Source organism: Streptomyces sp. 4N509B (assembly GCF_052245655.1).
GTDB lineage: Bacteria > Actinomycetota > Actinomycetes > Streptomycetales > Streptomycetaceae > Streptomyces.
In genome coordinates this window covers 116,087-138,802 of the sequence record NZ_JBQQBZ010000008.1, presented here as the reverse complement: position 1 = coordinate 138,802, position 22,716 = coordinate 116,087, and the positions used below count along the sequence as shown (strand labels likewise).

General features: G+C 76.0%; 16 protein-coding genes and 1 riboswitch. Of the genes, 10 read left to right on the top strand and 6 right to left on the bottom strand.

Annotated elements, in window-relative coordinates:
* The first annotated feature begins 184 nt into the window (after nt 1-184).
* On the top strand, nt 185-3,520 hold the full coding sequence (locus tag ACTWP5_RS11195) for a hypothetical protein (RefSeq protein ID WP_443220688.1): 3,336 nt from the start codon (nt 185-187) through the stop codon (nt 3,518-3,520).
* Here the strand turns inward: ACTWP5_RS11195 and ACTWP5_RS11190 are convergent.
* Nucleotides 3,453-4,691, bottom strand: a complete 1,239-nt coding sequence (locus ACTWP5_RS11190) for a GNAT family N-acetyltransferase (RefSeq protein WP_443220687.1) — start codon at nt 4,689-4,691, stop codon at nt 3,453-3,455. The genes ACTWP5_RS11195 and ACTWP5_RS11190 overlap by 68 nt on opposite strands.
* 189 nt (nt 4,692-4,880) lie before the next feature.
* On the opposite strand from ACTWP5_RS11190, the gene ACTWP5_RS11185 reads away from it, so the two are divergent.
* The 5 genes from ACTWP5_RS11185 to ACTWP5_RS11165 all read left to right on the top strand — a co-directional run bounded on the left by ACTWP5_RS11185 (nt 4,881) and on the right by ACTWP5_RS11165 (nt 8,677).
* Entirely contained in the window at nt 4,881-5,810 is a 930-nt protein-coding gene (locus ACTWP5_RS11185; protein WP_443220686.1) for an NAD-dependent epimerase/dehydratase family protein, read from the top strand.
* Complete coding sequence (locus tag ACTWP5_RS11180; protein WP_443220685.1) at nt 5,807-6,781, top strand: RNA polymerase sigma-70 factor; 975 nt, start codon at nt 5,807-5,809, stop codon at nt 6,779-6,781. Before ACTWP5_RS11185 ends, ACTWP5_RS11180 begins: the two co-directional genes overlap by 4 nt.
* Nucleotides 6,782-7,000: 219 nt before the next feature.
* Nucleotides 7,001-7,612, top strand: coding sequence for a sulfite oxidase-like oxidoreductase (locus ACTWP5_RS11175; protein ID WP_443220684.1), 612 nt, complete (start codon nt 7,001-7,003; stop codon nt 7,610-7,612).
* 12 nt (nt 7,613-7,624) lie between these two features.
* Nucleotides 7,625-8,332 carry a ferredoxin reductase gene (locus tag ACTWP5_RS11170; protein WP_443220683.1) on the top strand — a complete coding sequence of 236 codons (708 nt, stop codon included), beginning with the start codon at nt 7,625-7,627 and terminating at the stop codon, nt 8,330-8,332.
* Nucleotides 8,333-8,383: 51 nt separating this feature from the next.
* Nucleotides 8,384-8,677 carry a DUF6510 family protein gene (locus tag ACTWP5_RS11165; protein ID WP_443220682.1) on the top strand — a complete coding sequence of 98 codons (294 nt, stop codon included), beginning with the start codon at nt 8,384-8,386 and terminating at the stop codon, nt 8,675-8,677.
* Nucleotides 8,678-8,747: 70 nt separating this feature from the next.
* On the opposite strand, the gene ACTWP5_RS11160 is transcribed toward ACTWP5_RS11165, so the two are convergent.
* The 3 genes from ACTWP5_RS11160 to ACTWP5_RS11150 all read right to left on the bottom strand — a co-directional run bounded on the left by ACTWP5_RS11160 (nt 8,748) and on the right by ACTWP5_RS11150 (nt 11,572).
* Nucleotides 8,748-9,479 carry a sigma-70 family RNA polymerase sigma factor gene (locus ACTWP5_RS11160; protein ID WP_443220681.1) on the bottom strand — a complete coding sequence of 244 codons (732 nt, stop codon included), beginning with the start codon at nt 9,477-9,479 and terminating at the stop codon, nt 8,748-8,750.
* Between the two features lie 147 nt (nt 9,480-9,626).
* Nucleotides 9,627-10,292 (bottom strand): hypothetical protein, encoded by a 666-nt coding sequence (locus ACTWP5_RS11155; RefSeq protein ID WP_443220680.1) that lies wholly within the window; start codon nt 10,290-10,292, stop codon nt 9,627-9,629.
* Nucleotides 10,293-10,372: 80 nt separating this feature from the next.
* The gene (locus ACTWP5_RS11150; protein WP_443220679.1) at nt 10,373-11,572 is read right to left on the bottom strand and encodes a cytochrome P450; all 1,200 of its coding nucleotides are present in this window, start codon (nt 11,570-11,572) and stop codon (nt 10,373-10,375) included.
* 265 nt (nt 11,573-11,837) lie between these two features.
* Here ACTWP5_RS11150 and ACTWP5_RS11145 point away from each other — a divergent pair, with 265 nt between their 5' ends.
* Nucleotides 11,838-12,596 carry a class I SAM-dependent DNA methyltransferase gene (locus tag ACTWP5_RS11145; protein WP_443220678.1) on the top strand — a complete coding sequence of 253 codons (759 nt, stop codon included), beginning with the start codon at nt 11,838-11,840 and terminating at the stop codon, nt 12,594-12,596.
* A gap of 50 nt (nt 12,597-12,646) precedes the next feature.
* On the opposite strand, the gene ACTWP5_RS11140 is transcribed toward ACTWP5_RS11145, so the two are convergent.
* The gene (locus ACTWP5_RS11140) at nt 12,647-13,915 is read right to left on the bottom strand and encodes an MFS transporter (protein ID WP_443220677.1); all 1,269 of its coding nucleotides are present in this window, start codon (nt 13,913-13,915) and stop codon (nt 12,647-12,649) included.
* 295 nt (nt 13,916-14,210) lie between these two features.
* Nucleotides 14,211-14,432: riboswitch (cobalamin riboswitch) on the top strand.
* 216 nt (nt 14,433-14,648) lie between these two features.
* On the opposite strand from ACTWP5_RS11140, the gene metE reads away from it, so the two are divergent.
* The 3 genes from metE to ACTWP5_RS11125 all read left to right on the top strand — a co-directional run bounded on the left by metE (nt 14,649) and on the right by ACTWP5_RS11125 (nt 20,840).
* A complete protein-coding gene (metE, locus tag ACTWP5_RS11135; protein WP_443220676.1) occupies nt 14,649-16,967 on the top strand; it encodes a 5-methyltetrahydropteroyltriglutamate--homocysteine S-methyltransferase in 2,319 nt (772 codons plus the stop codon).
* A gap of 186 nt (nt 16,968-17,153) precedes the next feature.
* Nucleotides 17,154-19,040 (top strand): ABC transporter ATP-binding protein, encoded by a 1,887-nt coding sequence (locus ACTWP5_RS11130; protein WP_443220675.1) that lies wholly within the window; start codon nt 17,154-17,156, stop codon nt 19,038-19,040.
* 3 nt (nt 19,041-19,043) lie between these two features.
* Entirely contained in the window at nt 19,044-20,840 is a 1,797-nt protein-coding gene (locus ACTWP5_RS11125; RefSeq protein ID WP_443220674.1) for an ATP-binding cassette domain-containing protein, read from the top strand.
* A gap of 90 nt (nt 20,841-20,930) precedes the next feature.
* Here the strand turns inward: ACTWP5_RS11125 and ACTWP5_RS11120 are convergent, their stop codons facing one another.
* Nucleotides 20,931-22,502 (bottom strand): peptidoglycan-binding protein, encoded by a 1,572-nt coding sequence (locus tag ACTWP5_RS11120; RefSeq protein ID WP_443220673.1) that lies wholly within the window; start codon nt 22,500-22,502, stop codon nt 20,931-20,933.
* Nucleotides 22,503-22,716: the final 214 nt, after the last annotated feature.

Below are 22,716 nucleotides of genomic sequence, written 5' to 3'. Positions count from 1 at the left end.
CGGAAAACGCTCCCAGGAGCACCCGATTCCGGCAAGGGGTTCGTCCTTCACCGTAGCGGCACAAGTCCCCCACTCGATACGGTGGGTGGCGTCGGGCGCGTGAGGCGCGAGACATCCCGGGGGGGAAACCGGGACCACCACCGCGCGTCGGCACACTCGGCTCGGTACTCCCGAGGAGGCGGCCATGCCCACGTCTGACGGCGGAACCACACCCCCCGCGTCCACCCCGGAACCGACGCCGGGTCAGCCCGCGGTTCCCGAACCGGCGTCGGCCGCGCTCGCCGACGCGGCGGCGCGGGCGGCGGCGGGCGCCGCGCCCCTGCCGGCCGTGGCCGAGCCGGCGGCCGAGTTGGGGGGCGGCCTCCAGGAGGTGGCCCGGGGTCTGCGCGGGTATCCCGCGCTGCTGGTCTCGTTGGGGACCAGCATCGTCCTCGGCACCGCGGGCGTGCTGACGGGCGCCGCGTTCCCGCTGGTGGCGGGCGCGGTGGGCGCGGTGTTGCTGATAGCGCTGGGCGCGTGGTGGCTCACGGACGTCCGCGGCGGCGCCGGCTCGCCACGGGCGTCGGCGGCCCCGACGGCGCCGCGGGTCGACGTCTCGCTGAGCCGCTTACGGGACACGGACGTGTCGGACGTGGGCGTGGCCGAGGGGCCGGGCGGGCGCGTCGACGTGTCCGTCAGCCGCGTCACCGGCGGCCGGATCGAGGACGTGGGCCGCACCGGGCCCGGGGGCGGGGTGATCCGGGTGCGGCTGCGCCGCGTCGCGGGGCGGGTGCTGCGGCGCGTCGGCCTCGCGGGGGTGGGGCGCGGCGAGGCGGGCGCCGAGGGGGCACCCGAGGAACGGGCCGGCGCGGCGCCGACGACCGGGCCGGCCTCCCCGTCGGCGGCCACCTCGGACTCCGTGCCCACGGCCACGCCGGGCTCCGCGCCGGCGGCCGGCGCGGCACCCTCCACCACCGGGCCCGCGCCGGACCCGACGCCGCCCGGCCGGCCGCCGGCCGACCCGCCGACCGACCCGCCGGCCGACGCGACGGCCGACCCGCCAGCCGACCCTCCGGCCGACCCGCCGCCACCGGCCGAGCTGCCGTTGTCCCACGCCCAACGCGCCGCCCGCGACGCCGTGCTGGACGCCGCCCGCACCCCCGGCCGCGGCGCCCGCGTCGACGTCGTCGCCGACAGCGGCTGCGGCAAGACCATCCTGCTGAGCAGCCTCGCCAACGACCTGCGGCGCGCCGGCTTCCTCACCCTGTTCATCTCCGCCCAGGCGCCCGCCTTCGGCGTCGGCATCACCGCCGGATCGGTCCGCGAGATGGCCGACTACAGCGCCTGCCGCGCCCTGATCGACGCCATGGCGGCGGACGTGCGCGCCGCCTCGCTCCCGGACGGCGACATCGCTCCCCCGATCACCCCGGAGTACGGCGAGGAGCTGGAGGAGGCCGTCCTCGCCGCGCGGAGCGCGCGGCTGACGCCCGTGCGCATCGACGGCCTGAGCCGCGTGAGGATCAGCGGCGCCCGCCGTTCCGCGCTGGACAACGTCGGCAACGTGAACCTCCAGGTCGCCACGCCGCTGGACCGGCTGGCGCTGATGCAGCACCAGCTGCTCGCCGTGCTGGACGGCGTCGCCCGGCAGCGCCCGCTCGCCCTCCTGGTCGACGACCTCCAGGAGATCCTCAACACGGCCACCGGCGTCTGGCTGACCACCGTCCTCGACGGCCTGCCCACGGCCGTCGTGGTCCACGCCCGCCGTCCGGTCGCCGAGCAGCGGGTGACCGCGCCGGGGATGACCACCGTCCGCCTCGGCATGATGGAGCCCGGCGAGACCCGCGCCCACGTCACCGAGCGCCTGACGTCCGCCGGCTGGTCCCCCGACGCGGCCACGGCCGCCTCGGACGCCGTCCACCGGGCGACCGGCGGACACCCGCTGGGCGTGGGCACCTGCACCGACATCGTCGCCGGCTCGCTGCCCACCGACGCGGACCCCGACGCCGTCCGCGCCCGCGTCCTGGGCGGCGAGACGGCGTGGGAGGGCGACGCGCGGCGCGGGTCGATCGAGGCCGTCCGCACCTTCGTCGACCAGGCCGCCTCCGACCTCGTGGGCCGCCCCGTGGAGGTCTTCGACCTGCTGGTCGTGCTGCGCCGCTGCACGGTCAAGGTGCTTCTCGGGGTGCTGTCGGAGGAGGGGATCGACGCCGACGCGGCGCGGCGCGTCCACGACTGGCTGGCGCGGTCCACCGTCATCACCCGCTTCGACGACGACCTCGAACTCGGCTGGCGGCTGCACGACTACCTCCGCGAGAACCACGCCCGCCGGCTCGCGGCCGAGCGGCCCGAGCGGTACGCCCGGCTGCACGCCGTCGCGGAGCGCCACTACCGCCGCGGCCTCAACTTCGACGAGCCGTACGACCCGGTGTCCCCGCACGCCTCCGGCACCCGCTACGAGGACCCCGAGTGGCGGCGCGACGCCCGCGAGTGGCTGTACTACGCCGCGCACCTGGACCGCGACGCCTTCCCCGGCGCCCAACGGGCCATGATCCGCCTGTTCTTCGAGGCGTTCTGGTGGTGGGACATGGAGGTCGAGGGCCCCTCGGGCAACTGCGAGCAGCTGGTCATGGGCTACCGCGCCGCCGTCGCCGACCGCTTCCCCGCCCGCTGGATCGACTGGCTCGACACGTTCCGCCGCGGCTACGTCGCCGGCCGGCGCAACCAGCGGCCCGGCCGCGACCCCGAGCGCTGGCGCCAGGCGGCCCAGGCGATGAACAGCATCCGCCTCCAGCTCGGCATCAGCCGGGGCCGGGTGCCGGTGGACCCCGACCTGCGCCGCGTCCACCTGCTGATGTGCTGCCTGATGGGCGACGTCGTGTGGTGCGGCGGCGACGGCGGCGACCGCGACCGGCGGGTCGCGGCCGAGTGGTACCGGACGGGCGCGGAGGTGGCCACGGAGGAGGACGAGCTGTGGATCGGCGCCTGGGCGGTCTGGCAGGAGGCCGCGCTGTGGGCCGACGGCGGCGCCGACCCGGCGCGGGCCCGGCGCCTGCTGGACGCCGTCGTCCCCGAGCTCGCCGACGACTACGAGCTGCGGGTGCTGGTGACGCGCACCTACGGCGACGTGGCCTGGCACGAGGGCGACCGCGCGCGGGCCTTCGACCGCTACGCGCGGGCGGCGTTACACGCGCTCGTGTACCACGTGCGGCAGGAGGACACCGGGCGGCAGTTCCCCAACGAGTACACGCGGGAGATGTACGCGGACGTGTGCGGGACGCTGCGCGCCCGGCTCGCCGAGGCCGCCGAGGCCGGCGAGCCGGAGCTGGTCGCCGCCGTCGAGGAGCGCCTCCTCGCGTACTTCTCCCCCTACTGGCAGGAGGCCGCCGCCGATCCCCCGGCCGCCGGGCCGCCGCTGCCCCCCGGGCCCGAGGAGGACGACCTGGGCACCGACCACACCCGCTTCTTCCGCGCCGTCAGCTGGACGCTGTCGGCCAGGGAGCCGGAGCTCGCCGACCCCCCGGACGCGCCGCTCGCGCTGTGAGCCCGAGCGCCCGCGCCCGCGCCCCCGCCTCACCGGCCGCCCGCCCGGTCCACACCGAACTCCCCGGCCGCGCCGGCCACGTCACCTTCGCCGCCTGCGCCGGCGACGCCGTCCTTGCCGTCCTCGGCCGGGCGCGACGCGGGCGGGCCCGGGGTGAAGTGTCGTACGTCATCGCGGCGTCGGCCCACGCGACGCGGGAGTCGATCAGCCGGGTGAGCTTCAGCTGCGTGGGCACCATGCCCCGGCCGCGCCAGAACGCGTCGCTGACGCGGTTCGCCGAGGTCCACTCGGCGCCGTACCGGCGAAAGCCCCGCTCCCTCGCCCACTCCCCCACGCCGGACAGCAACGCGCTGCCCACCCCGGCCAGGCGGGAGGACGCGGTCACCACCGCGATGCCGATCGTCGCCGCGTCGGTGTGGCTGCTGTCAGGACCCGCCTGCATCATCCCGACGGGCTGGCCCCGCCGCTCGGCGACGAGGAGCAGCTGACGGTCGTCCCCCAGCGCCGCCAGGAAGCCGTCGCGGATCGCCCGCGGATCGACGAGCGCGGGGCGCAGGGCCGGTGGCAGGGCGTGGAAGTGCTGGAGCTCCACGGTCAGCTCCAGCAGCCGGTCCACGTCCGCCCCGCGCGCCGGGCGCAGGCGGACCCCCGGGACGGCGGCGGCCCCGTCGGGCGTTCGCGGGGCGGGCGGGCGCGCCTCGGGCGTGCGCGCGTCGGGGACGGGCCGGAAGCCCCTGATCTGGTCGACCCCGAAGCCGAGCTCGAAGAAGCAAGTGACCGTGTCCCGCGCGCCCGCCGGCACCGCGACGGTGTGGCTGAACGCGCCGATCGCGGTCAGCTGACCGGACAGGGCCTCGTACAGGGCGCGGTAGATCGCGCGCCGGTCGGCAACGACGCTCGCGTGCTGGGTGAGGCGGACGCGGGCCGTCGGCTCGCCGGGGAACGCCGGTGCCACGGCCGCCATGAAGCCGACGAGCCCGCCGTCCCGCACGGCCGCCACCGCCGGCCCCGTTCCCCACCAGCCCGCCACCGCACGACGGGCCACCTCCGCGTCCGCGATGTCCCAGCCGCCCGCGCCCTCCTCCGCCCCCGCCGCGGCGGGGGCGTGTGCCCGGCTCAGCAGCGCCGCGGCCTGCTCCACGAAGCCATCCTCGAGGGGAACGATCCGCATCCCCCCATCCAATCCCATCCCATCCCACGCCAGTCCCCGTCCGAGCCGTCCGGGGTGCCCGGTCGGCACGGCGGCGAGATGATGGGGGCGTGGACGAGGTGTGGGTGGCCCCGCCGTCCTCGTCCCCCGTGTCACAGACACGCCGGCCGTCTCGTCCTCGGGACGACAGGCGGTCGTCGAACGGGAGAGGTGAGGGTCGTGCGGGTGTTCGTGGCGGGCGGGAGCGGGGTGGTGGGGCGGCGCCTGGTGCCACTGCTGGTGGCCAGGGGGCACCACGTCACGGCGACGACGACGGGGACCGACCGGCTGGAGCTGCTGCGGCGGCTCGGCGCGGACGCCGTCGTGATGGACGGGCTGGACGCGGCGTCGGTCGGCGAGGCCGTGGCCCTCGCCCGGCCGGACGCGGTGGTCCACCAGATGACCGCGATCGCCGGCACCCCCGACCTGCGGCACATCGACCGCTGGTTCGCCACCACGAACCGACTGCGGATCGAGGGCACCGACCACCTCGTGGCGGCGGCCGAGGCCAGCGGCGTCACCACGCTCGTCGCGCAGAGCTACGCCGCGTGGAACGGCCTGCGTGAGGGCGGGTGGGTGAAGACCGAGGAGGACCCGCTGGACCCGCAGACGGGGACGGCCGCGCAGGCGGTGGCGGAGGCGATCCGCCACGTCGAGGACGTGGTCGTCGGGGCGGGGGGCGCGGTGCTGCGCTACGGCGGGTTCTACGGGCCGGGCGCGAGCGACGACCAGGTCGAGATGGTCCGCCGACGCCAGTTCCCGCTCGTCGGCGGCGGCACCGGCTACTGCTCGTGGGTGCACCTTGACGACGCGGCGAGCGCGACGGTCCTGGCCGTGGAGCAGCGGGCCACGGGCGTGTTCAACATCGTGGACGACGAGCCGGCGCCGGCCAGCGAGTGGCTTCCCCACCTCGCGCGCTGCGCGGGCGCGAAGCCGCCGGTGCGGGTGCCCCGGTGGCTGGCGCGCCTGGTGGCCGGTCGGGTGGCGGTGACGATGATGACCGAGGGACGCGGCTTCTCCAACGCCAAGGCCCGGCGTGAGCTCGGCTGGGAGCCGCACTACCCGTCGTGGCGGCAGGGCTTCCGGGAGGGACTCGCGTGAGCCGGACGACGAGGGCGGCCGGGGAGGTGACGAGGCGGACCGAGGAGTTCCTGGAGCTGCGCCCGCTGCTGTTCGCGATCGCGTACCGGATCCTCGGCAGCGTGAGCGAGGCCGAGGACGCCCTCCAGGAGACGTGGCTGCGCTGGGAGGCGACCGCGACCCGCCCCACCTCCACCAGGGCGTTCCTGTCGGCCGTCGTCACCCGGGTCGCGATCGACGTGCTGCGGTCGGCGCGCGTGCGGCGGGAGGAGTACGTCGGCCCGTGGTTCCCCGAGCCGCTGCTGACCGACCCCTACGAGGACCCGGAGCGCTCGGCGGAGCTGGCGGACACGGTGTCGACGGCGGCGCTGCTCCTGCTGGAGCGGCTGAGCCCCCCGGAGCGGGCGGTCTTCGTGCTGCGGGAGGCGTTCGGCTTCGGCTTCCCCGAGATCGCCGCCGCCGTGGGGCGCTCCCCGGAGGCGTGCCGTCAGCTCGCGGTGCGGGCCCGCCGTCACATGGCGGCCGGCCGCCCCCGGTTCGTGGCGGACCGCGGAGAGCGTGAGGAGCTCGCGCGGCGGTTCCTCGACGCCTACACGGCGGGGGACGTGGCCGGGCTGCGGGCGCTCCTGGCCGCCGACGCGCACCTGGTGGGCGACGGCGGCGGCAAGGGCCCCCGGTGGGCCGGGCGGATCGTCGGCGCCGACGACGTCGCGACGCTGCTCGCCGCGGTCGTCCCGCCGTTCCTCGGGATCGGCGTCGCGGTGGAGCCGCGGCGGCTCAACGGCGAGCCGGGCGCGCTCCTCCGCGACCGGGACGGCGGAATCCTCTGCGCCCTGTCGCTGGACGTGGCCGACGGCCGGGTCCGGGCGATCCGCTCCGTCATGAACCCCGACAAGCTGGGCCACATGGGTCCGGTGGCGGACGCCTGGGCGGTGACGCGGGAGATGAGAGAGCTGCGACGGACGACGCGCCGGCCCGAGCCCACGGGCTGAGGCGTCCTCACCCGTTCGGCGGCCGATCGGTCGGCGGCCCCCGCCCGGACGCCTCCCGGGCCACGGGGCCTCGGCGCCCCGTGGCCCGGGTTGCGGTGCGCCCCGGGACCCGGACCATCGGTCGGGAGGGCCCGTGCCCGGGCGCTCGGCACCCCGTCACGACCACGTCCGTCACGGCCACGCCCGCCACGACCACGACCGAACGCGAGGAGTGAGGCGATGGAGACCTACTCCCCTGGCTTCCAGGGACGCGCCCGCACGCTCCAGGAACGGCTCCCGCCCGGCCAGTACCCGACGGAGTCCTTCCCCGTGCTGAGCGCCGGCCCCACCCCCCAGGTGCCGCTCGAGAGCTGGACCTTCACCGTCTCCGACGAGACGGGACGCGGCCTCAGCTGGTCGTGGGAGGAGATGATGGCCCTGCCCCAGGAGAGCCCCACGGCCGACATCCACTGCGTCACGCGGTGGTCGAAGTTCGACACCACCTGGGTGGGCGTCTCCCTCGACGTCTTCCTCGGCGCCCTCCTCGACGGCAGGGAGACGGCGGCCGAGTTCGTCCTGGCACGGTCCTACGACGGCTACACCACGAACCTCCCCCTCCGGGACGTCACCGGCGGGCGGGCCTGGCTCGCGCACACCTTCGACGGGCAGCCGCTCGCCCCCGACCACGGCGGCCCGGCCCGCCTGGTGATCCCGCACCTGTACTTCTGGAAGTCCGCGAAGTGGGTCAGGGAGCTGCGCCTGACCGTCCGCGACCAGCCCGGTTTCTGGGAGACCGCCGGCTACCACGACTACGGCGACCCCTGGCGCGAACAGCGCCACCAGGGCGACTGACGGGCGGGGCGGGTGGGACGCGGATGGCTGCCGGCCCGGCTGGTGGAGCGGACCGACCAGACGGCCACCGGCCGGACGCTGCGGTTCGAGGTGGACGGCTGGCCGGGGCACCTGCCGGGCCAGCACGTCGACGTGCGCCTCACCGCCCCCGACGGCTACCACGCGGTCCGCAGCTACTCCCTCGCCGCGCCGTCCGACGGCCGCCGCCTCGAACTCGGCGTGCAGGCGGTGCCCGGCGGCGAGGTCTCCCCCTACCTCGCCGACGTCCTGCCGCTCGGCGCGCTGGTCGAGGTGAAGGGCCCGCTCGGTGGCTGGTTCGTCTGGCAGCCGCGGCGGGAACGGCGACCAGCGCTGCTCGTCGCCGGCGGATCGGGCGTCGTCCCCCTCATCGCCATGCTCAGGGACCGGCGTCGGACGGGCGCCGACGTGGCCTGCGCCCTGGTGTACTCCGCGCGCGGGGAGGCGGACGTCTGGTACCGCGAGGAACTCGACGTCCTCCGGGCCGAGGTGCCCGTGCGCGTCGTCCACACCCGCCTGGCGCCGCCCGGCGCGGCCCGGCCGGCGGGGCGCGTCACCGCCGACGACCTCCGGGGCCTGCTCCCGCCCGACGAGTCGCGCTGCTACGTCTGCGGGCCGACCGGCTTCGTGGAGCACGTCAGCGGACTGCTGCTGCGCGACGGCCACCCCCCGGACCGGATCCGCACGGAGCGCTTCGGCTGACCTCCGCCCCCACGCCCGACCCGCTTGACCCACACGACCCGAGGGAGCGTCATGGACCAGCAACCCCGCCCGCACTCCTACGTGGACGGCAACGCCCTGGCGGGCCCGCTCGCCGACGTCTTCGCCGTCGACCCCACCGTCGCGTGGCGGATGTGCCCCGCCTGCCGGCGCCCGTCGACCGTCGCGGAGCTCCACGTCTACGGGCCCGAGCCGGGGCTGACGGCGCGCTGTCCCGGCTGCGCGGCGCTCGCGCTGCGCGTCGTCACCCAGCCGGAGCGTCTGTGGCTCCAGCTGGGTGGCGACGGCGCGGCGTTCCGCTTCCCCCTGCCGCCGGCCGCACGCTGACCCGCGGCGCTCCCGTGTCCGTGACCGCACACGGGCGGCGGGCGAAAGCGGACGGCGGGTGAGGCCCGGCCTAGACCGGGACCGGGCCGCGCCGGGCGGCGGGGTGGGCCGACTCCGCGTCGGCCAGCAGCGCGACCAGGCAGGCCCGCGCCCGCGCCACCCGGGAGCGGACGGTCCCGATCGGGCAGCCCAACGTGCGGGCCGCCTCCTCGTAGCTCATGCCGAGGACCTGCGTCAGCACGAACGCGCGGCGCCGCTCGTACGGCAGCGCGGCCAGCAGCTCGATCAGGGCCACGCCGTCCTCGAAGCCGGGCAGGCCGCGCGGCTGGGACCGTTCGACCGCGAGCTGCCAGTCCTCGCGGTCGGAGAGCCGGGGGCGGGCGGAGGCGCGGCGCAGGCTGTCCACGACGGTGTGGCGGGCGATGGACAGCAGCCAGGTGCGGGCGGAGGAGCGGCCCTCGAAGCGGTGCAGGCCGCGCAGCGCCCGCAGGAAGGTCTCCTGCACGAGGTCGTCGGCCAGTCGGGGGTCGTCGGCGAGCTTGGCGACGTAGCACCACACGTCGCGGTGGAGGGCCCGCACGAAGGACTCGACGGCGACGGGGTCGCCGGTGCGGGCGGCCAGGGCGAGCAGGGTGACGGGCTCGTCGGCGGAGTCGGCACGGCGCCCGGCGGTGGAGGGCCGGGGCGGAGCGGAGGGGTCGGAGGCGGGCGGTGGCGAGACGGGCTGGGGGGTGGGCGACGGAGTGAGCGACGGAGTGGGTGGCGGAGTGGGTGGCGAGGTGGTCAGGGTCGGGGCGGGCATCGTCAACACACCAGGTCCTTCGTGTCACCGGACGCGGACCCGCGGAGGTTGCGCGGCAGTGCCGCGCCCGTGGGGGGTGGAGAGCCGGCTCCGTGACGGACGGGCCGGCTGCCGCTGCCGAGGTGGGACCGGCAGGAACGCCTGCTGTCAGGCGACAGCGGCCCCCGGCGGCGGCCCCCGCGTGCTGACGACGCGAAGGGTGGGCGCGCGGCGTGGCCGGCGGCGGCTGCCGGACGCCGCCACCCGGCGCGGCTGGACGGGAAGCGGTGGGCGGCACAGCAGGCGCAGCGGAGCCACGAGCCGGGCGCCGACGGCTCGGGCGATGCGGAAGGCGGCGCGTTCCCCGTGGGCCAGCCACAGGCCGGAGAGCAGCGCCGCGGCGAGGTGGGCGGCGGCCATGCCGTAGACGGAGGGCGCCTGCGCGGCGTGCTCGACGTGCTGGGCCGGGACGGCCGCCGTCCCGGTGGCCCGCTCCCCGAGGCCGCCGGCGAGGACGCACCGCAGCCGGCTCCACCAGCCCCCGGCGACGGGGAGGTGACCGGCCGGCTGGCACGCCGCGGTGACGAGGGAGAAGACCAGGTGGAGCGCCAGCTGGGTGACGACGGCCGCGGACGTGACGACGGGGACGGCGCGTTCCCGCCCGGCGAGGAGCCAGGCGCCCAGCGTGACCACGGGCAGCGCCACGGCCGGGGCCCACCAGGGCAGCGGCGCCCCGAGGGCGAGCATGTGGCCGGTGGCGGCGAGCAGCACGCACAGGGCCGCGAACATCGTGGCCCTCAGCAGTCTGCTCGGTCGGCTCCCGGCTGCGCCCATGGCCTCCTCATCCTCCCATCGGCCGCCCGGCCAGGGGGAGATGGCCGAGGCGGGCCGCGCTCCGGCCCGCGGCACGGCGCTCACCAGGCGACGGGCAGCCGGTCCAGGCCCCTGACCATCCGGCCGCTCCGCCAGGACAGCTCCTCCTCCCGGGCCGCGAGCCGCAGCCGGGGGAAGCGGCGCAGCAGCGAGCCCACGGCGACGCGCAGTTCGGCCTTGGCCAGCTGCGCCGCCACGCAGTAGTGCGGGCCGAAGCCGAACGCGAGGTGGGGGTTGGGCCGGCGCGTGAGGTCCAGTTCGTCGGGCCGGTCGAAGACACGCTCGTCGCGGTTGGCGGCGTCGATCTGCACCATGACCGCGTCCCCCGCGCGCACCACGACGCCGCCCAACGGGACGTCCTCCAGCGCGATGCGGGTGAAGCCGGCGGAGGTGACGATCGGCGTGTACCGCAGCAGTTCCTCGACCGCGCCGTCCAGGAGGTCGGGGTCGGCGCGCAGCGCGGCGAGCGCGTCGGGACGGGTCAGCAGGACGTAGGCGAAGTTCCCGATGTGGTTGGAGGTGGTCTCCAGGCCCGCGTAGAGGAGCGTCACCCCGAGGACGACCAGCTCGTCCTCGCTGAGCCTGCCCTCGGTGTCCCGTGCCTGGACCAGCGCGCCGAGCAGGTCGTCGGAGGGCTCGCGGCGGCGGGCCGCGACGAGTTCGGCCAGGTAGTCCTTGAGGCGGGTGAACGCGGCGTGGATCTCCTCGCTGGAGAACGCGGTCGTGGCGAGGGCGACGTCGATCCAGCCGGTGAACCGGTCCCGGTCGGCCACGGGGACGCCGAGCATCTCGCAGATGACGGCGACGGGCAGCGGCAGGGCGAGGCCCGCGACCAGGTCGGCGGGCGGTCCCTGCTCCTCGACGGCGTCGAGGAGGCCGTCGGTGACGCGCTGCGCGTATCCGGTGAGCCGCTCGACCTGACGGGGGCTGAACGCGGCGGACACCAGGCGACGCAGCCGGTTGTGCTCGGGCGGGTCCACGGTGTGCAGCGTCGGGTCGGTCAGCCGGCGCGGCGAGATGCGCGGCACGTCCCTGGTCAGCAGCGCGGCGCGGCTGAACCGTGGGTCGCTCAGCACCGTGCGGACGTCCTCGTGCCGCAGCGCCAGCCAGGCGTCGCCGCCGTGGGGCAGGGAGATGCGGCTGAGCGGTTCGTGCTCGCGCAGGTGCGCGTACTCGGGCTCCAGCGCCAGCGCGGTCGGCTCGCGGAAGGGGTAAGGGCATGCCGCACGTGTGGGTCGCATCAGGTGTCCCCAATCCCGGAGGGCGTTCCCGTCGTCGTCAACGGTGGTCGTGCCGGAGGGCGGAGGGGTTCCCCCCGGCCGGGCCGCGTGGCCGGTTCGCGCCCGTCGGACGGCCGCGTGCCGGCCGGCGGCGGAACTTCTCCGGCTGGCGGGCCGACCTGTTGGGTGTGCCGTGACCGACCGCGCGCCCGACTGCCGCGGGCGCCGCGCGCCGCGGTTCCGCACCGCACGTCGCCCGCTGAACCGACTCCCGGGAGGACGCCTCATGGAGAACATCGGACCGGAGACCTACGGCGAGCTGAACGCCGACGTCTACGACGAGTGGCACGCCGGGCTCGACCCCACGGACGCGGTCCGTCGCCTGGTCGAGCTGATCGAGGAGGGGCCCGAGGGGCCGGTGCTCGAACTCGCGGTCGGCACCGGGAGGGTGACGATCCCGCTGGCCGCCGAGGGCGTCGACCTGTGGGGGATCGACGCGTCGGAGGCGATGGTGGCGCGCATGCGCGCCAAGCCGGGCGGCGAGCGGATTCCGGTCACCATCGGCGACATGGCGGACGTCGAACCGGAGACCGACGCCCGGTTCGCCATGGTGTTCGTGGTGTTCTCCACGTTCTTCTTCCTCATGACCCAGGACGAGCAGGTGCGCTGCTTCGCCAACGTCGCCCGCCGCCTCCTGCCCGGCGGCCGGTTCGTCCTGGAGTGCCCGATGCCGGACGTGGCGCGCTACGGCCGCAACCAGACGGTCGAGACGCAGCAGGTCGGCCTCCACCACGTCCGGCTCGTCGCCGTCCGCCACGACCCCGTCGAGCAGCGCTTCGACGGCCACCACGTGCTGATCAGCAACGAGGGGATCCGCCTGGCGCCCGCGTCGATGCGCTACGCCTGGCCGAGCGAACTCGACCTGATGGCCCGTCTGGCAGGGCTGGAGCGCCGTGAGCGGTGGGGCGGCTGGCGGGGTGAGCCGTTCCGCGCCGAGGGCAACTACGTCACCGTCTACGAGAAGCCGAGGCCGACCCTGCCCTGACCGGGGTTCGGACCGCGCGGCGGGCACCGCGCGCCGGGCGCCCGGCCGTCTCAGCGCCGGGCCGCCCGACGGGCCCGGCGGGCACCCCCGCGGGCCACGGCCAGCACCAGCGGCGGGAGCAGGACGCACTGCGCGGCCACGACGAGCCAGAACCCGGCCAGCAGCTCCGCCCGTTCGAACACGCCGTACACGGTGCCGCCGACCACCCCGCTGAGCAGCGCGCCCACGCCCACCGCCAGGCGCTGCTGGCCGAAGGTGACGGTGGCGGAACGCCGCGAACGCGCCAGCGCCTCCAGGTCGTTGCGCAGGAACAGCACCGCGCTGCCGACGCTCATCGCCACGGCGCCGAGCGCGACGCCCGCCGTCCGCCCGGTGGCGAAGGCGACCATGGCGAGGGCCATGCAGGAGAAGCCGACCGCCATCGCGGTCGCGTGGCGGGTCCGGCCGACCCACCCGGCCGTCAGGGGTTGGAGCACCGCCAGGCCGAGCGCGTATCCCATCATGACCGCGCCGAGGACGGCGGCGCTCAGCCGTCCCTCCGCGTACACCGCGAGGTACTGGTAGAACTGCATGTACACGTAATGGGTGAGAACGGTCACGGCGAAGGGCGTCACCGCCAGACCGTGGAGCACCCGCCGGAACGGCTCGACGGCCGGCCGTTCCCCGGCCGGCTCGGGCGACCCGGCCGGCTCGGACGGCTCCGCCCGCTCGGGTGGCAGGAGGACGTGACCGACCGCCAGCACGGCGTAGAGCACCGTGGTCGCGGCGAACAGCCGGCCGGGGTCGTCGAGGAACAGGGCGCCGGCCACGGGGCCGAGAGCGATGCCGAGGGTGCCGGCGGCGTTGCCCGCGGAGACCGCTCGCGGGCGCTGCTCCGGGGTCGCGCCCTGCACCAGGTAGCCGCGGTAGGCGGGCGAGTAGAGCGACCCGGCGCCGCAGCTGAGGAAGAGCGCGAGCACCGTCAGCGCGGGCCGGTCCGCCCCGGCCAGGTACGTCGCCGCGCCGACGGCGTACAGGACGGTGGCCAGCAGCAGGCAGCGCCTGAGCCCGACGCGCTCGGCGAACGCGGCGGTGAACGGCGCGCTGGCGAACTGCACGAGCGTGGCGGCCCCGAGCACGACGCCGACCTGCGCCATCCCGACGTCCAGCCGCTCCCGCAGCAGCACGGCCAGGTACGGGTAGACCGCGAAGGTGCCGATGTTGACGAGGAATCCGGCCACCAGCAGCGCGCGGTGCGCGCCGGTGAGGACCCGGCCCGTTGCGGCGGCGGGGGCACGGCCGCTCGGGGCACCCGCGGAGGGCGACACCGCCGCGCCCATCAGACGACCGACCCGACGCCGGACCCGACGGCGCGTCCGACGGCGGATCCGACGCACACGGCCCCGCTCGCCGGGCCGCCGTTCCCCGCGCTGCCGCCCATGGGTCACCTCCGACGGTCGGCTGGCTCGGTGTCGACGGGCGTGAGGACCCTGCCACACCTTCCGCCCGGGGCGCGACCCCGCCTCCTGGGGCTTCGACGACAACGCGGCTGGGGGCACCGCCCGGACCCCGGAGGGGTCTGGGGGAGGAAGTCGCAGGGCGTCGTGAGCCCGCCGGGGACTGCGGGACAGCCTTTACACTGCCCGTGCAGCTGGTTCGCCCCGTCCGCCAGGCGGGAGGCGTCGTAAGAGGGAACCCGGTGGGAATCCGGGACTGCCCCGCAGCGGTGAGTGGGAACGACCGCCGTCACACGCACTGGGCCCGGCCGGGCCTGGGAAGCGACGGCCAGTAGGTGTCCTTCCGTCGAGGAGGGACGCGCCCGCGAGTCCGAAGACCTGCCCGTTGCCCGCGCGCGGCCGATCCGCGTGCGGACGTCCCGGACCTCGCGGGTGGGTCGGGGGAGCCCCGGACCCCGGGTCCGGGCCGTGCGCCCCGCGCGTGAGGACGACGTTCCGGGCGAGGCGCACCCGGTGGACGGCCGCGCGGCACCGCGCGCGGGCCGCGCCGCCGGCCGTCTCCTTCGCGCTCCCGTCTCGTTCCGGGATCAGGGAAACGTCTCGCGAAGGAGATGTCGTGACAGCCAAGCCCGCAGCCGCGGCGGCCCGTGCCACCGTGTACGGCTACCCCCGTCAGGGAGCCGGCCGTGAACTGAAGAAGGCGATCGAGGGGTACTGGAGGGGCCGCGTCGACGCGGACGCCCTGCGGACCACGGCCGCCGAGCTGCGCCGTGCCACCTGGCGGCAGCTGGCCGAGGCCGGCGTGCACGAGGTGCCCACCGGTGACTTCTCGTACTACGACCACGTGCTCGACACCACCGTCATGGTGGGCGCCGTCCCGGAACGCCACCGCGCCGCCGTCGCGGCCGACCCGCTGGAGGGCTACTTCGCGATGGCGCGCGGCACCCAGGACGTGGCGCCGCTGGAGATGACGAAGTGGTTCGACACCAACTACCACTACCTCGTGCCGGAGCTCGGCCCCGACACCGTCTTCACCGCCGACGCCTCCGAGCAGCTCGGTCAGCTCGCCGAGGCGCTCGCGCTGGGCCTGACGCCGCGCCCCGTGCTCGTCGGCCCGGTCACCTACCTCCTGCTGGCCAAGCCCGCGCCGGGGGTGGCGCCGGACTTCGACCCGCTGACGCTGCTGGACCGGCTGCTGCCGGTCTACGCCGAGGTCCTCGCCGCCCTCCGGGAGGCGGGCGCCGACTGGGCGCAGCTGGACGAGCCGGCGCTCGTGCAGGACCGCACCCCCGCCGAGCTGGCCGCCGCCGGGCGCGCCTACCGCACGCTGGGCGGGCTCACGAGGCGGCCGAAGCTGCTGGTCGCCTCCTACTTCGGCAGGCTCGGCGAGGCCCTGCCCGTGCTGGCGGGCACGCCCGTCGACGGGCTCGCCCTCGACCTCACCGAGGCGCCGGCCGACACCCTCGACGCGCTCGCCGCCGTGGGCGGGCTGCCCGGCCGCCGCCTGGTCGCGGGCGTCGTCAACGGCCGCAACGTGTGGGTGAACGACCTCGCCCGCTCCCTCAGCACGCTCGCCACCCTCCTCGGCCTCGCGGACCGGGTCGACGTGGCCGCCTCCTGCTCGCTGCTGCACGTCCCGCTCGACGTGGCGGTGGAGCGCGACATCGACCCACAGATCCGGCGGTGGCTCGCGTTCGCCCACCAGAAGACCGCCGAGGTCGTCACCCTCGCGCGGGGCCTCACGCACGGCACCGACGCCATCGCCGCCGAACTCGCCGCCAACCGCGCCGACCTGGCCTCCCGCGCCGCCTCCTCCCTCACCCACGACCCGGCCGTCCGGGCCCGTGCCGCCGCCGTCACGCCGGCCGACGCCCGCCGCTCGCTGCCGTACGAGGAACGGGCCGCCGCCCAGCGCGCCCGGCTGCGCCTGCCCCTGCTGCCGACGACCACCATCGGCTCCTTCCCGCAGACCGACGAGCTGCGCGCGGCGCGGGGCGCGCTGCGGGCGGGCCGGATCGACGCCGCGGCCTACGAGGAACGCGTTCGGGCCGAGATCGGCGAGGTGGTCTCCTTCCAGGAGCGGGCCGGCCTCGACGTCCTCGTGCACGGCGAGGCCGAACGCAACGACATGGTGCAGTACTTCGCCGAACAGCTCACCGGCTTCCTCGCCACGCGGCACGGCTGGGTGCAGTCCTACGGCACCCGCTACGTCCGCCCGCCGATCCTCGTCGGCGACGTCGCGCGGCCCGAGCCGATGACGGTGCGCTGGACGCGTTACGCCCGCTCGCTCACCGACCGCCCCGTCAAGGGCATGCTCACCGGCCCCGTCACGATGCTGGCCTGGTCCTTCGTCCGCGACGACCAGCCGCGCGCGCGGACCGCCCGTCAGGTGGCGCTGGCGCTGCGGGACGAGGTCGCCGACCTGGAGGCGGACGGCACCCCGGTCATCCAGGTGGACGAGCCGGCGCTGCGCGAGACCCTGCCGCTGCGCGCCGAGGACCGCCCCGCCTACCTGGCCTGGGCCACCGAGGCGTTCCGGCTCACCACGGGCGGCGCCGGGCCCGCCACCCAGATCCACACCCACATGTGCTACGCCGAGTTCGGCGACATCGTGCAGGCGATCGACGACCTCGACGCCGACGTCATCAGCCTGGAGGCGGCGCGCTCCCACATGCGGGTGGCCCGCGAGCTGGCCGCGCACGGGTATCCGCGCGAGGCGGGCCCCGGCGTGTACGACATCCACTCGCCGCGCGTGCCGAGCGCGGCGGAGGCGGCGGCCCTGCTCCGCACGGGCCTGGCGGCGATCCCGGCCGAACGGCTGTGGGTCAACCCGGACTGCGGGCTGAAGACACGCGGCTGGCCCGAGACGCGGGCCTCCCTGGAGAACCTGGTCGCCGCGGCCCGCACGGTGCGCGCGGAGCTCTCCGCCTCCTGAGCGGGCGTCACGACCGGGACCCGCCCCACGGAACCCACGGCCGCCGGCCGCGCCCGCCTCGCGCGGCCGGCGGCCCTGTCCTCCGCGCGAATTCGGTTGACCCGAGCATGACCCGTCGGGGAGGCTGGTGAAGTCGAAGCGCTTCAACGACTGGGGGGTCGGGTGGGTCAACGTCTGGCTGGACGGATGCTGTTGCTCCGCGCACTGCGCACCGCGGGGTGGCCGCTGGTTCTCTCGCTTCTCGCGCTCCACCTGCTGAGTTCCCTCGTTCCCGCCGCCGTGGCGGTCACCACCGCGACGTTGGTGGAGCGTGTGGCAAGCGCTTCGACGCAGGAGCTGTTCGACGTCGCCGCGGGGCCGCTGGTGGCGTTCGGCGTGGCGCTGCTCGTCGGCCACGCGGCGGGGACGGCCGCCACTCCGCTGGAGACGCTGGTCGGGGCGCGGATCAACGGCGCGCACCGGGCCGGGCTCGTCCGGGCGGTCGCCGGCAGCGCCACCATCGGCGCCCTCGAACAGCCCCACGCCCAGCGGCTGGTGCGCAACGCGAGGGCCGACCCGCAGTCGTGGACGGAGCGGACCCCGGCGCACGGCGCGCTGGAACAGCTGCAACTCGCCTCGCTGGTCTGCGGCGTGACCGCCTCGTGCGCGGTGCTGGCCGGCCACGCCTGGTGGCTGGTCCCCGCCGTGGCCCTGCCCGCCCTGTTCGGCGCGTGGCTGCGGGGCAGGCAGCAGGAGGCGTTCAGCCGGTTCTGGCTGGCGCAGTCCGCGGAGGGGCTGCGCTGCGCCACCTGGCAGGAGGCCGTCGTCCAGCCGGGCGAGGGCAAGGACCTGCGGGTGTTCGGCCTCCAGGAGTGGACCGTGCGGCGCATCGGCACCCACGTCCGCGCCATGTTCACCCCGGTCTGGGCCGCGCAGGTGCGCAACGCGCGCCTCCAGTGGATCACGTTCCTGCTCGTTGCCGGGCCGCTGGCCGCCGCGTTCGCGGTGGTGGCGGGCGACGCGGCGGACGGCGCGGAGTCGGTGGCGGCGCTGACGGCCGTGCTGACCGCCTCCTGGGCGGTCTACGAGTCGACGTGGCACGTCAGTCCGCGCAACACGCACGGCGGGATCGCCACCCTGCGGGCGGGGCGTGAGCTGCGCGCGCTGGTGGCCGGGGACGACGGGCCGCCGCCACCGGCCCGTGCCCGGGAGGGCCACGCCGGCCCCCCGGCGCCTCCGGCATCCCCGGCACGCCCAGCGTCCCCGGCGCCCTCGGCGCGGGGCCGGGCCGCGGGCGGTCCGCCCGAGGTGCGGTTCGAGGGCGTGTCGTTCCGCTACCCGGGCGCGTCGGCGACCGTGCTCGACGGCCTGGACCTCACCATCCGTCCCGGCGAACTGCTCGCGATCGTGGGCCTGAACGGCGCGGGCAAGTCCACGCTCATCAAGCTGCTGTCCGGCCTGTACCGGCCCACCGGCGGCCGGATCACCGTCGACGGCACCGACCTCGCCGAGCTCGGCCCCGACGCGTGGCGGCGCCGGATCACCGTCGTCTTCCAGGACTTCGTGCGCTACCACCTCTCCGCCGCCGACAACGTCGTCCTCGGCCAGGCCGCCGTGCCCCGCGACGAGAAGGCGCTTCAGGCGGCGGCCCGCGACGCCGGACTCGGCCCGGTGCTGGAGCGGCTTCCGCGCGGCTGGGAGACGCCGCTGGCCCGCACCCGCACGGACGGCGTGGACCTCTCCGGCGGCCAGTGGCAGCAGGTGGTCCTCGCCCGCGCCCTGTACGCGGTGCGCACGGGCTCCTCGCTGCTGGTGCTCGACGAGCCCACCGCGCACCTCGACGTGCGCACCGAGTTCGAGGTGTTCGACCGGCTGGCTCGGCGCCGGGCCGAGGCGAGCGTCGTGCTGATCAGCCACCGGCTGTCCACGGTGCGGCAGGCCGACCGGATCGTGCTGCTCCAGGACGGCCGCATCGCCGAGTCGGGCACGCACGAGGAGCTGATCGCGCGGGACGGCCGGTACGCGGAGCTGTTCGCGATCCAGGCGGAGCGCTTCCGCCGGGGCTATGAGGACCGGATCGAGGAGGGCGAGTAGCCGGTGGGACGGTACCTGGGACTGTGGCGGGAGCTGATGGCGCTGTCGTGGCGCCGCCAGCGGGGCCTGACGGCCCTGATGTTCGTCCTCCACGCGGCGACCGTGGGCGGGGTGGCGGGCGTCGCGGTCGCGCTGCGGGAGACGGTCGACGCGGCGCTGCGCGGCGACGCGGGCGTGGCGGTCGTCGCCGCGCTCGGCGCGGCCACGGCGTACGGCGTGATGGCGGTGCTGCGCGAGCTGACGGACAACCTGACGATCCTCGTCGTCGAACGGGTCGGCCTGACCGACCTGATGGACCGCCTCCACCGCGACCTGCTCACGCTGGAGGGCCTGGAGCACCTGGAGCGCGCCGACTTCCTGGACCGGGTGACGGTGGTGCGCGGCTCCGCCTGGGGCCTGATGGCCGCCGCCTGGGCCGGCGTCGGCGTCGTCTTCACCCTCGGCCAGCTCGGCCTGTCGCTGTGGCTGCTGGCCGGGGTGAACCCGTGGCTGCTCCTCCTCGTCGCGTTCGCCGCGGCGCCGCTGGCGTGCGACCAGGTCGGGAACCGGATCGTCGCGCGCGCGGAGACGGAGACGGCGGAGGCGTTCCGGCTCCAGCGGCACCTGTTCGACCTGGCGACGGCGGCCGACAGCGGCAAGGAGATCCGGGTCGCCGGGGCGGGCGAGGAGCTGGCCAGGCGGCAGGCCGCCGCCTGGGACGAGGTGTGGCGCGGCAGGGTCCGGGCGCAGACCGCCGCCGCCGTGTGGCAGTTCGGCGGCTGGACGCTGTTCACGGCCGGCTTCGTGGGCGCGCTGGCGCTGGTGGCGCACCTGGCGGCGACGGGCCGCGGCACCGTCGGCGACGTGGTGCTCGCCATCACCCTGGCCACCACGCTCCAGCAGTCGGTGCGGTTCACGGTGGAGCGCGTCTCGCAGGCGGCGGGGGCGCGCCGGCTGGTCGAGCCGTACCTGTGGCTGCGGGAGTACGTGGCGGCGGAGCGCGAGCGCGCCCGGTCCGCCGCTCGGGCGCCCGCCCCGCGGCGGCTCACCCAGGGCATCACGTTCGACGCCGTCAGCTACGTCTACCCCGGCACCGACCGCCCGGCGCTGGACTCCGTCACCGTGACGCTGCCGGCCGGCTCGGTGGTGGCGGTCGTCGGCGAGTACGGCTCGGGGAAGACGACGCTGGTGAAGCTGCTCCAGAAGTTCTACCGGCCGACGGCGGGCACCGTCCGGGTGGACGGCACGGACCTGGCCGAGCTGGACACCGAGGGCTGGCGGGCCCGCTCCAGCGGCGCCTTCCAGGACTTCGGGCGCTTCGAGACGCGGTTCGCCGAGGTGGTGGGCATCGGGGACCTCCCGCACGTCGCCGACGAGGAGCGGGTCGCCGACGCGGTGCGCGCCGCCGACGCCGAGCGGGTGGTGGCGCGGCTGCCCGACGGCATGGCGACGCAGCTGGGCCGCCGGCTCGGCGGGGTGGAGCTGTCGGAGGGGCAGTGGCAGAAGACGGCGCTGGCGCGGGCGGTGATGCGACGCGAGCCACTGCTGTTCGTCCTCGACGAGCCGACGGCCTCGCTGGACGCCCCCAGCGAGCAGGAGATCTTCGAGCGGCACATGGCGCACGTCCGCGCCGCCGCCAGCCGCACGGGCGCGATCACGGTGATCGTCTCCCACCGCTTCTCCACCGTCACCGGCGCGGACCTGACGCTGGTGCTGGACGGCGGGCGGCTGGTGGAGGCGGGGACCCACGAGGAGCTGATGGCCGCGCGAGGCCGCTACGCGGAGTTGTACGGCATCCAGGAGACGGCCTACACCTCCTGACCCGGCGGCGTGGCGGGGGAGCGGGCGGAGCCTGGCGGAAGGCCCGTGGGGGCCGCGCCGACACGCGGCCCCCGCGGGAGGGGTGGTCGGCTAGCGGCCGGCCTGGAGCGCGGTCCAGGTCTGGGATCCGACGATGGCGTCCACGCCGAGGTTCCGGCTGGACTGGTAGTCGCGGACGCCCTGGGCGGTGCCCGAGCCGAAGATGCCGTCGATCGCGATCGACCGGCCGAGCGCCGCGGTCAACGCGCGTTGAAGACGCGAGACGTCGGCGCCGGTACTGCCCTGCTGGAGGGTGGGGCGGCTGCCCGCCGACAGCAGCGCGGTCCAGGTCTGCCGCCCGACGACGCCGTCGACGCCGAGGCCACGGTTGGTCTGGAAGGAGCGGACGGCCCCCTCCGTGGTCGGGCCGAAGTCGCCGTCGACGGTGCCGGCGTTGAAGCCGTTGGCGTTGAGCAGGTACTGGAGCGCGCGCACCTGGTTGCCGGTGGAGCCCTCGCGGAGCGTCGAGTACGAGGTGAAGTTCAGCTGGGGCGGGGCGGGGTCGTTGGAGCCGCCGACGAGCTGCATGTAGTAGGACCAGTCCCAGTGCGGGCCCGGGTCGGTGTGGTCGTTGCCCGGCACCTCGACGTGGCCGACGATGTGCTGCCGGTTCTTCGGGATGTCGTACCGGTCGGCGAGGTGCCGGGTGAGGGCGGCCGAGGAGCGGTACATGGCGTCGGTGAACCACGACGGTTCGTCGACCCAGCCCTCGTGCTCGATGCCGACGGAGTAGGCGTTGCCGCCACGGGCGTGCCAGGCGGTGTCCCGCTCCCGCACCATCTGGGTGACCTCGCCGTCGGAGGACCGGATGACGTAGTGGGAGCTGACGTCGGAGGACGGGTTCTGCATCCAGCTGATCGCGCCGGCGTAGGAGCCCTGCGTGACGTGGATGACGACGGCGGTGATGGCGGAGGAGCGGCCCGTCGTGTAGTTGCTCGGGTCCGCCGGCACCCACCGGGCGGGGCCGTAGTCCGTGCTGAGCGTCCCGAAGTCCGCGGTCGCGTACCGGCCGCGCTCCGGGTCGACCTCGCTCGGGGTCAGCTCGATGGTCTCGCCGCCCTCGACGGGGGCGCTGACGCCGTCGGCGAGCAGTTCGTAGACGGCGTCGGCGTACAGCCGCGCGGTGGCGTCGGTGTCGGCGCCGCCGTACGCGGCCACGACCGGGTACCAGGCGTCGACGTCGTTCCGCTCCGCCTCGTCGAGGCCCTGGGCGTCGGCGTAGGCACGCAGCACGGCGGCGCCGCCGTGGATGTTCGCCGTCGTGTCGGAGCGCAGTTCGGCGGTGGGGATGCCGGTCTCGGCGGCCGCCGTGCGGAGGGTTTCGTGGGTCGGGTTGTCGACCAGGTGCATGACGCCGTAGCCGTTGGCGTGGCTGGGCTCGCCGTCGTGGCCGTCGAGGCGGGTCTCGCCGTAGCCGACCGCGACGAGCAGCTCGCGCGGGACGTCGTACTCGGCCGCGGCCGCCTCGAAGGCGGCGGCGACGGGGGCCGCGTCGGCGGCGGGGCTGTCGGTGGCGATGGCGATGGCGGATGGGGTCGACGCGAGTAGAGCGGTGAGGGCAGCGCCGGCGAGGGCCGCTGTGACCAGCCGCCTCGGTCGGACGAGCTGTCGTGTTCTGGACACGCTTCTCCGTTCGCAGATACTGAAGCGGCGCCTCCCCGAGCGGGGCGCCGAATCAAGCCAAGCGAGCGAACATGCTCACGTCAACAGGGTGGGCGGGCACCGTGCCGCTCCCCGCTCGCGGGGCAAGCACGCGCCCATGTCCACGAAATGACGCCATGTCAGATTCTGTGGGGCCCGTGGTCGTCGCCCGGGACCGAGCGCCGCGCCGCGGGAG

Excerpts from the sequence above, each read along its gene's own strand:
- ACTWP5_RS11195 (WP_443220688.1), top strand. The coding sequence starts at position 185 with ATGCCCACGTCTGACGGCGGAACCACACCCCCCGCGTCCACCCCGGAA.
- ACTWP5_RS11190 (WP_443220687.1), bottom strand. The coding sequence starts at position 4,691 with ATGCGGATCGTTCCCCTCGAGGATGGCTTCGTGGAGCAGGCCGCGGCG.
- ACTWP5_RS11175 (WP_443220684.1), top strand. The coding sequence starts at position 7,001 with ATGGAGACCTACTCCCCTGGCTTCCAGGGACGCGCCCGCACGCTCCAG.
- ACTWP5_RS11165 (WP_443220682.1), top strand. The coding sequence starts at position 8,384 with ATGGACCAGCAACCCCGCCCGCACTCCTACGTGGACGGCAACGCCCTG.
- ACTWP5_RS11160 (WP_443220681.1), bottom strand. The coding sequence starts at position 9,479 with ATGCCCGCCCCGACCCTGACCACCTCGCCACCCACTCCGCCACCCACT.
- ACTWP5_RS11155 (WP_443220680.1), bottom strand. The coding sequence starts at position 10,292 with ATGGGCGCAGCCGGGAGCCGACCGAGCAGACTGCTGAGGGCCACGATG.
- ACTWP5_RS11150 (WP_443220679.1), bottom strand. The coding sequence starts at position 11,572 with ATGCGACCCACACGTGCGGCATGCCCTTACCCCTTCCGCGAGCCGACC.
- ACTWP5_RS11145 (WP_443220678.1), top strand. The coding sequence starts at position 11,838 with ATGGAGAACATCGGACCGGAGACCTACGGCGAGCTGAACGCCGACGTC.
- ACTWP5_RS11140 (WP_443220677.1), bottom strand. The coding sequence starts at position 13,915 with ATGGGCGCGGCGGTGTCGCCCTCCGCGGGTGCCCCGAGCGGCCGTGCC.
- ACTWP5_RS11130 (WP_443220675.1), top strand. The coding sequence starts at position 17,154 with ATGCTGTTGCTCCGCGCACTGCGCACCGCGGGGTGGCCGCTGGTTCTC.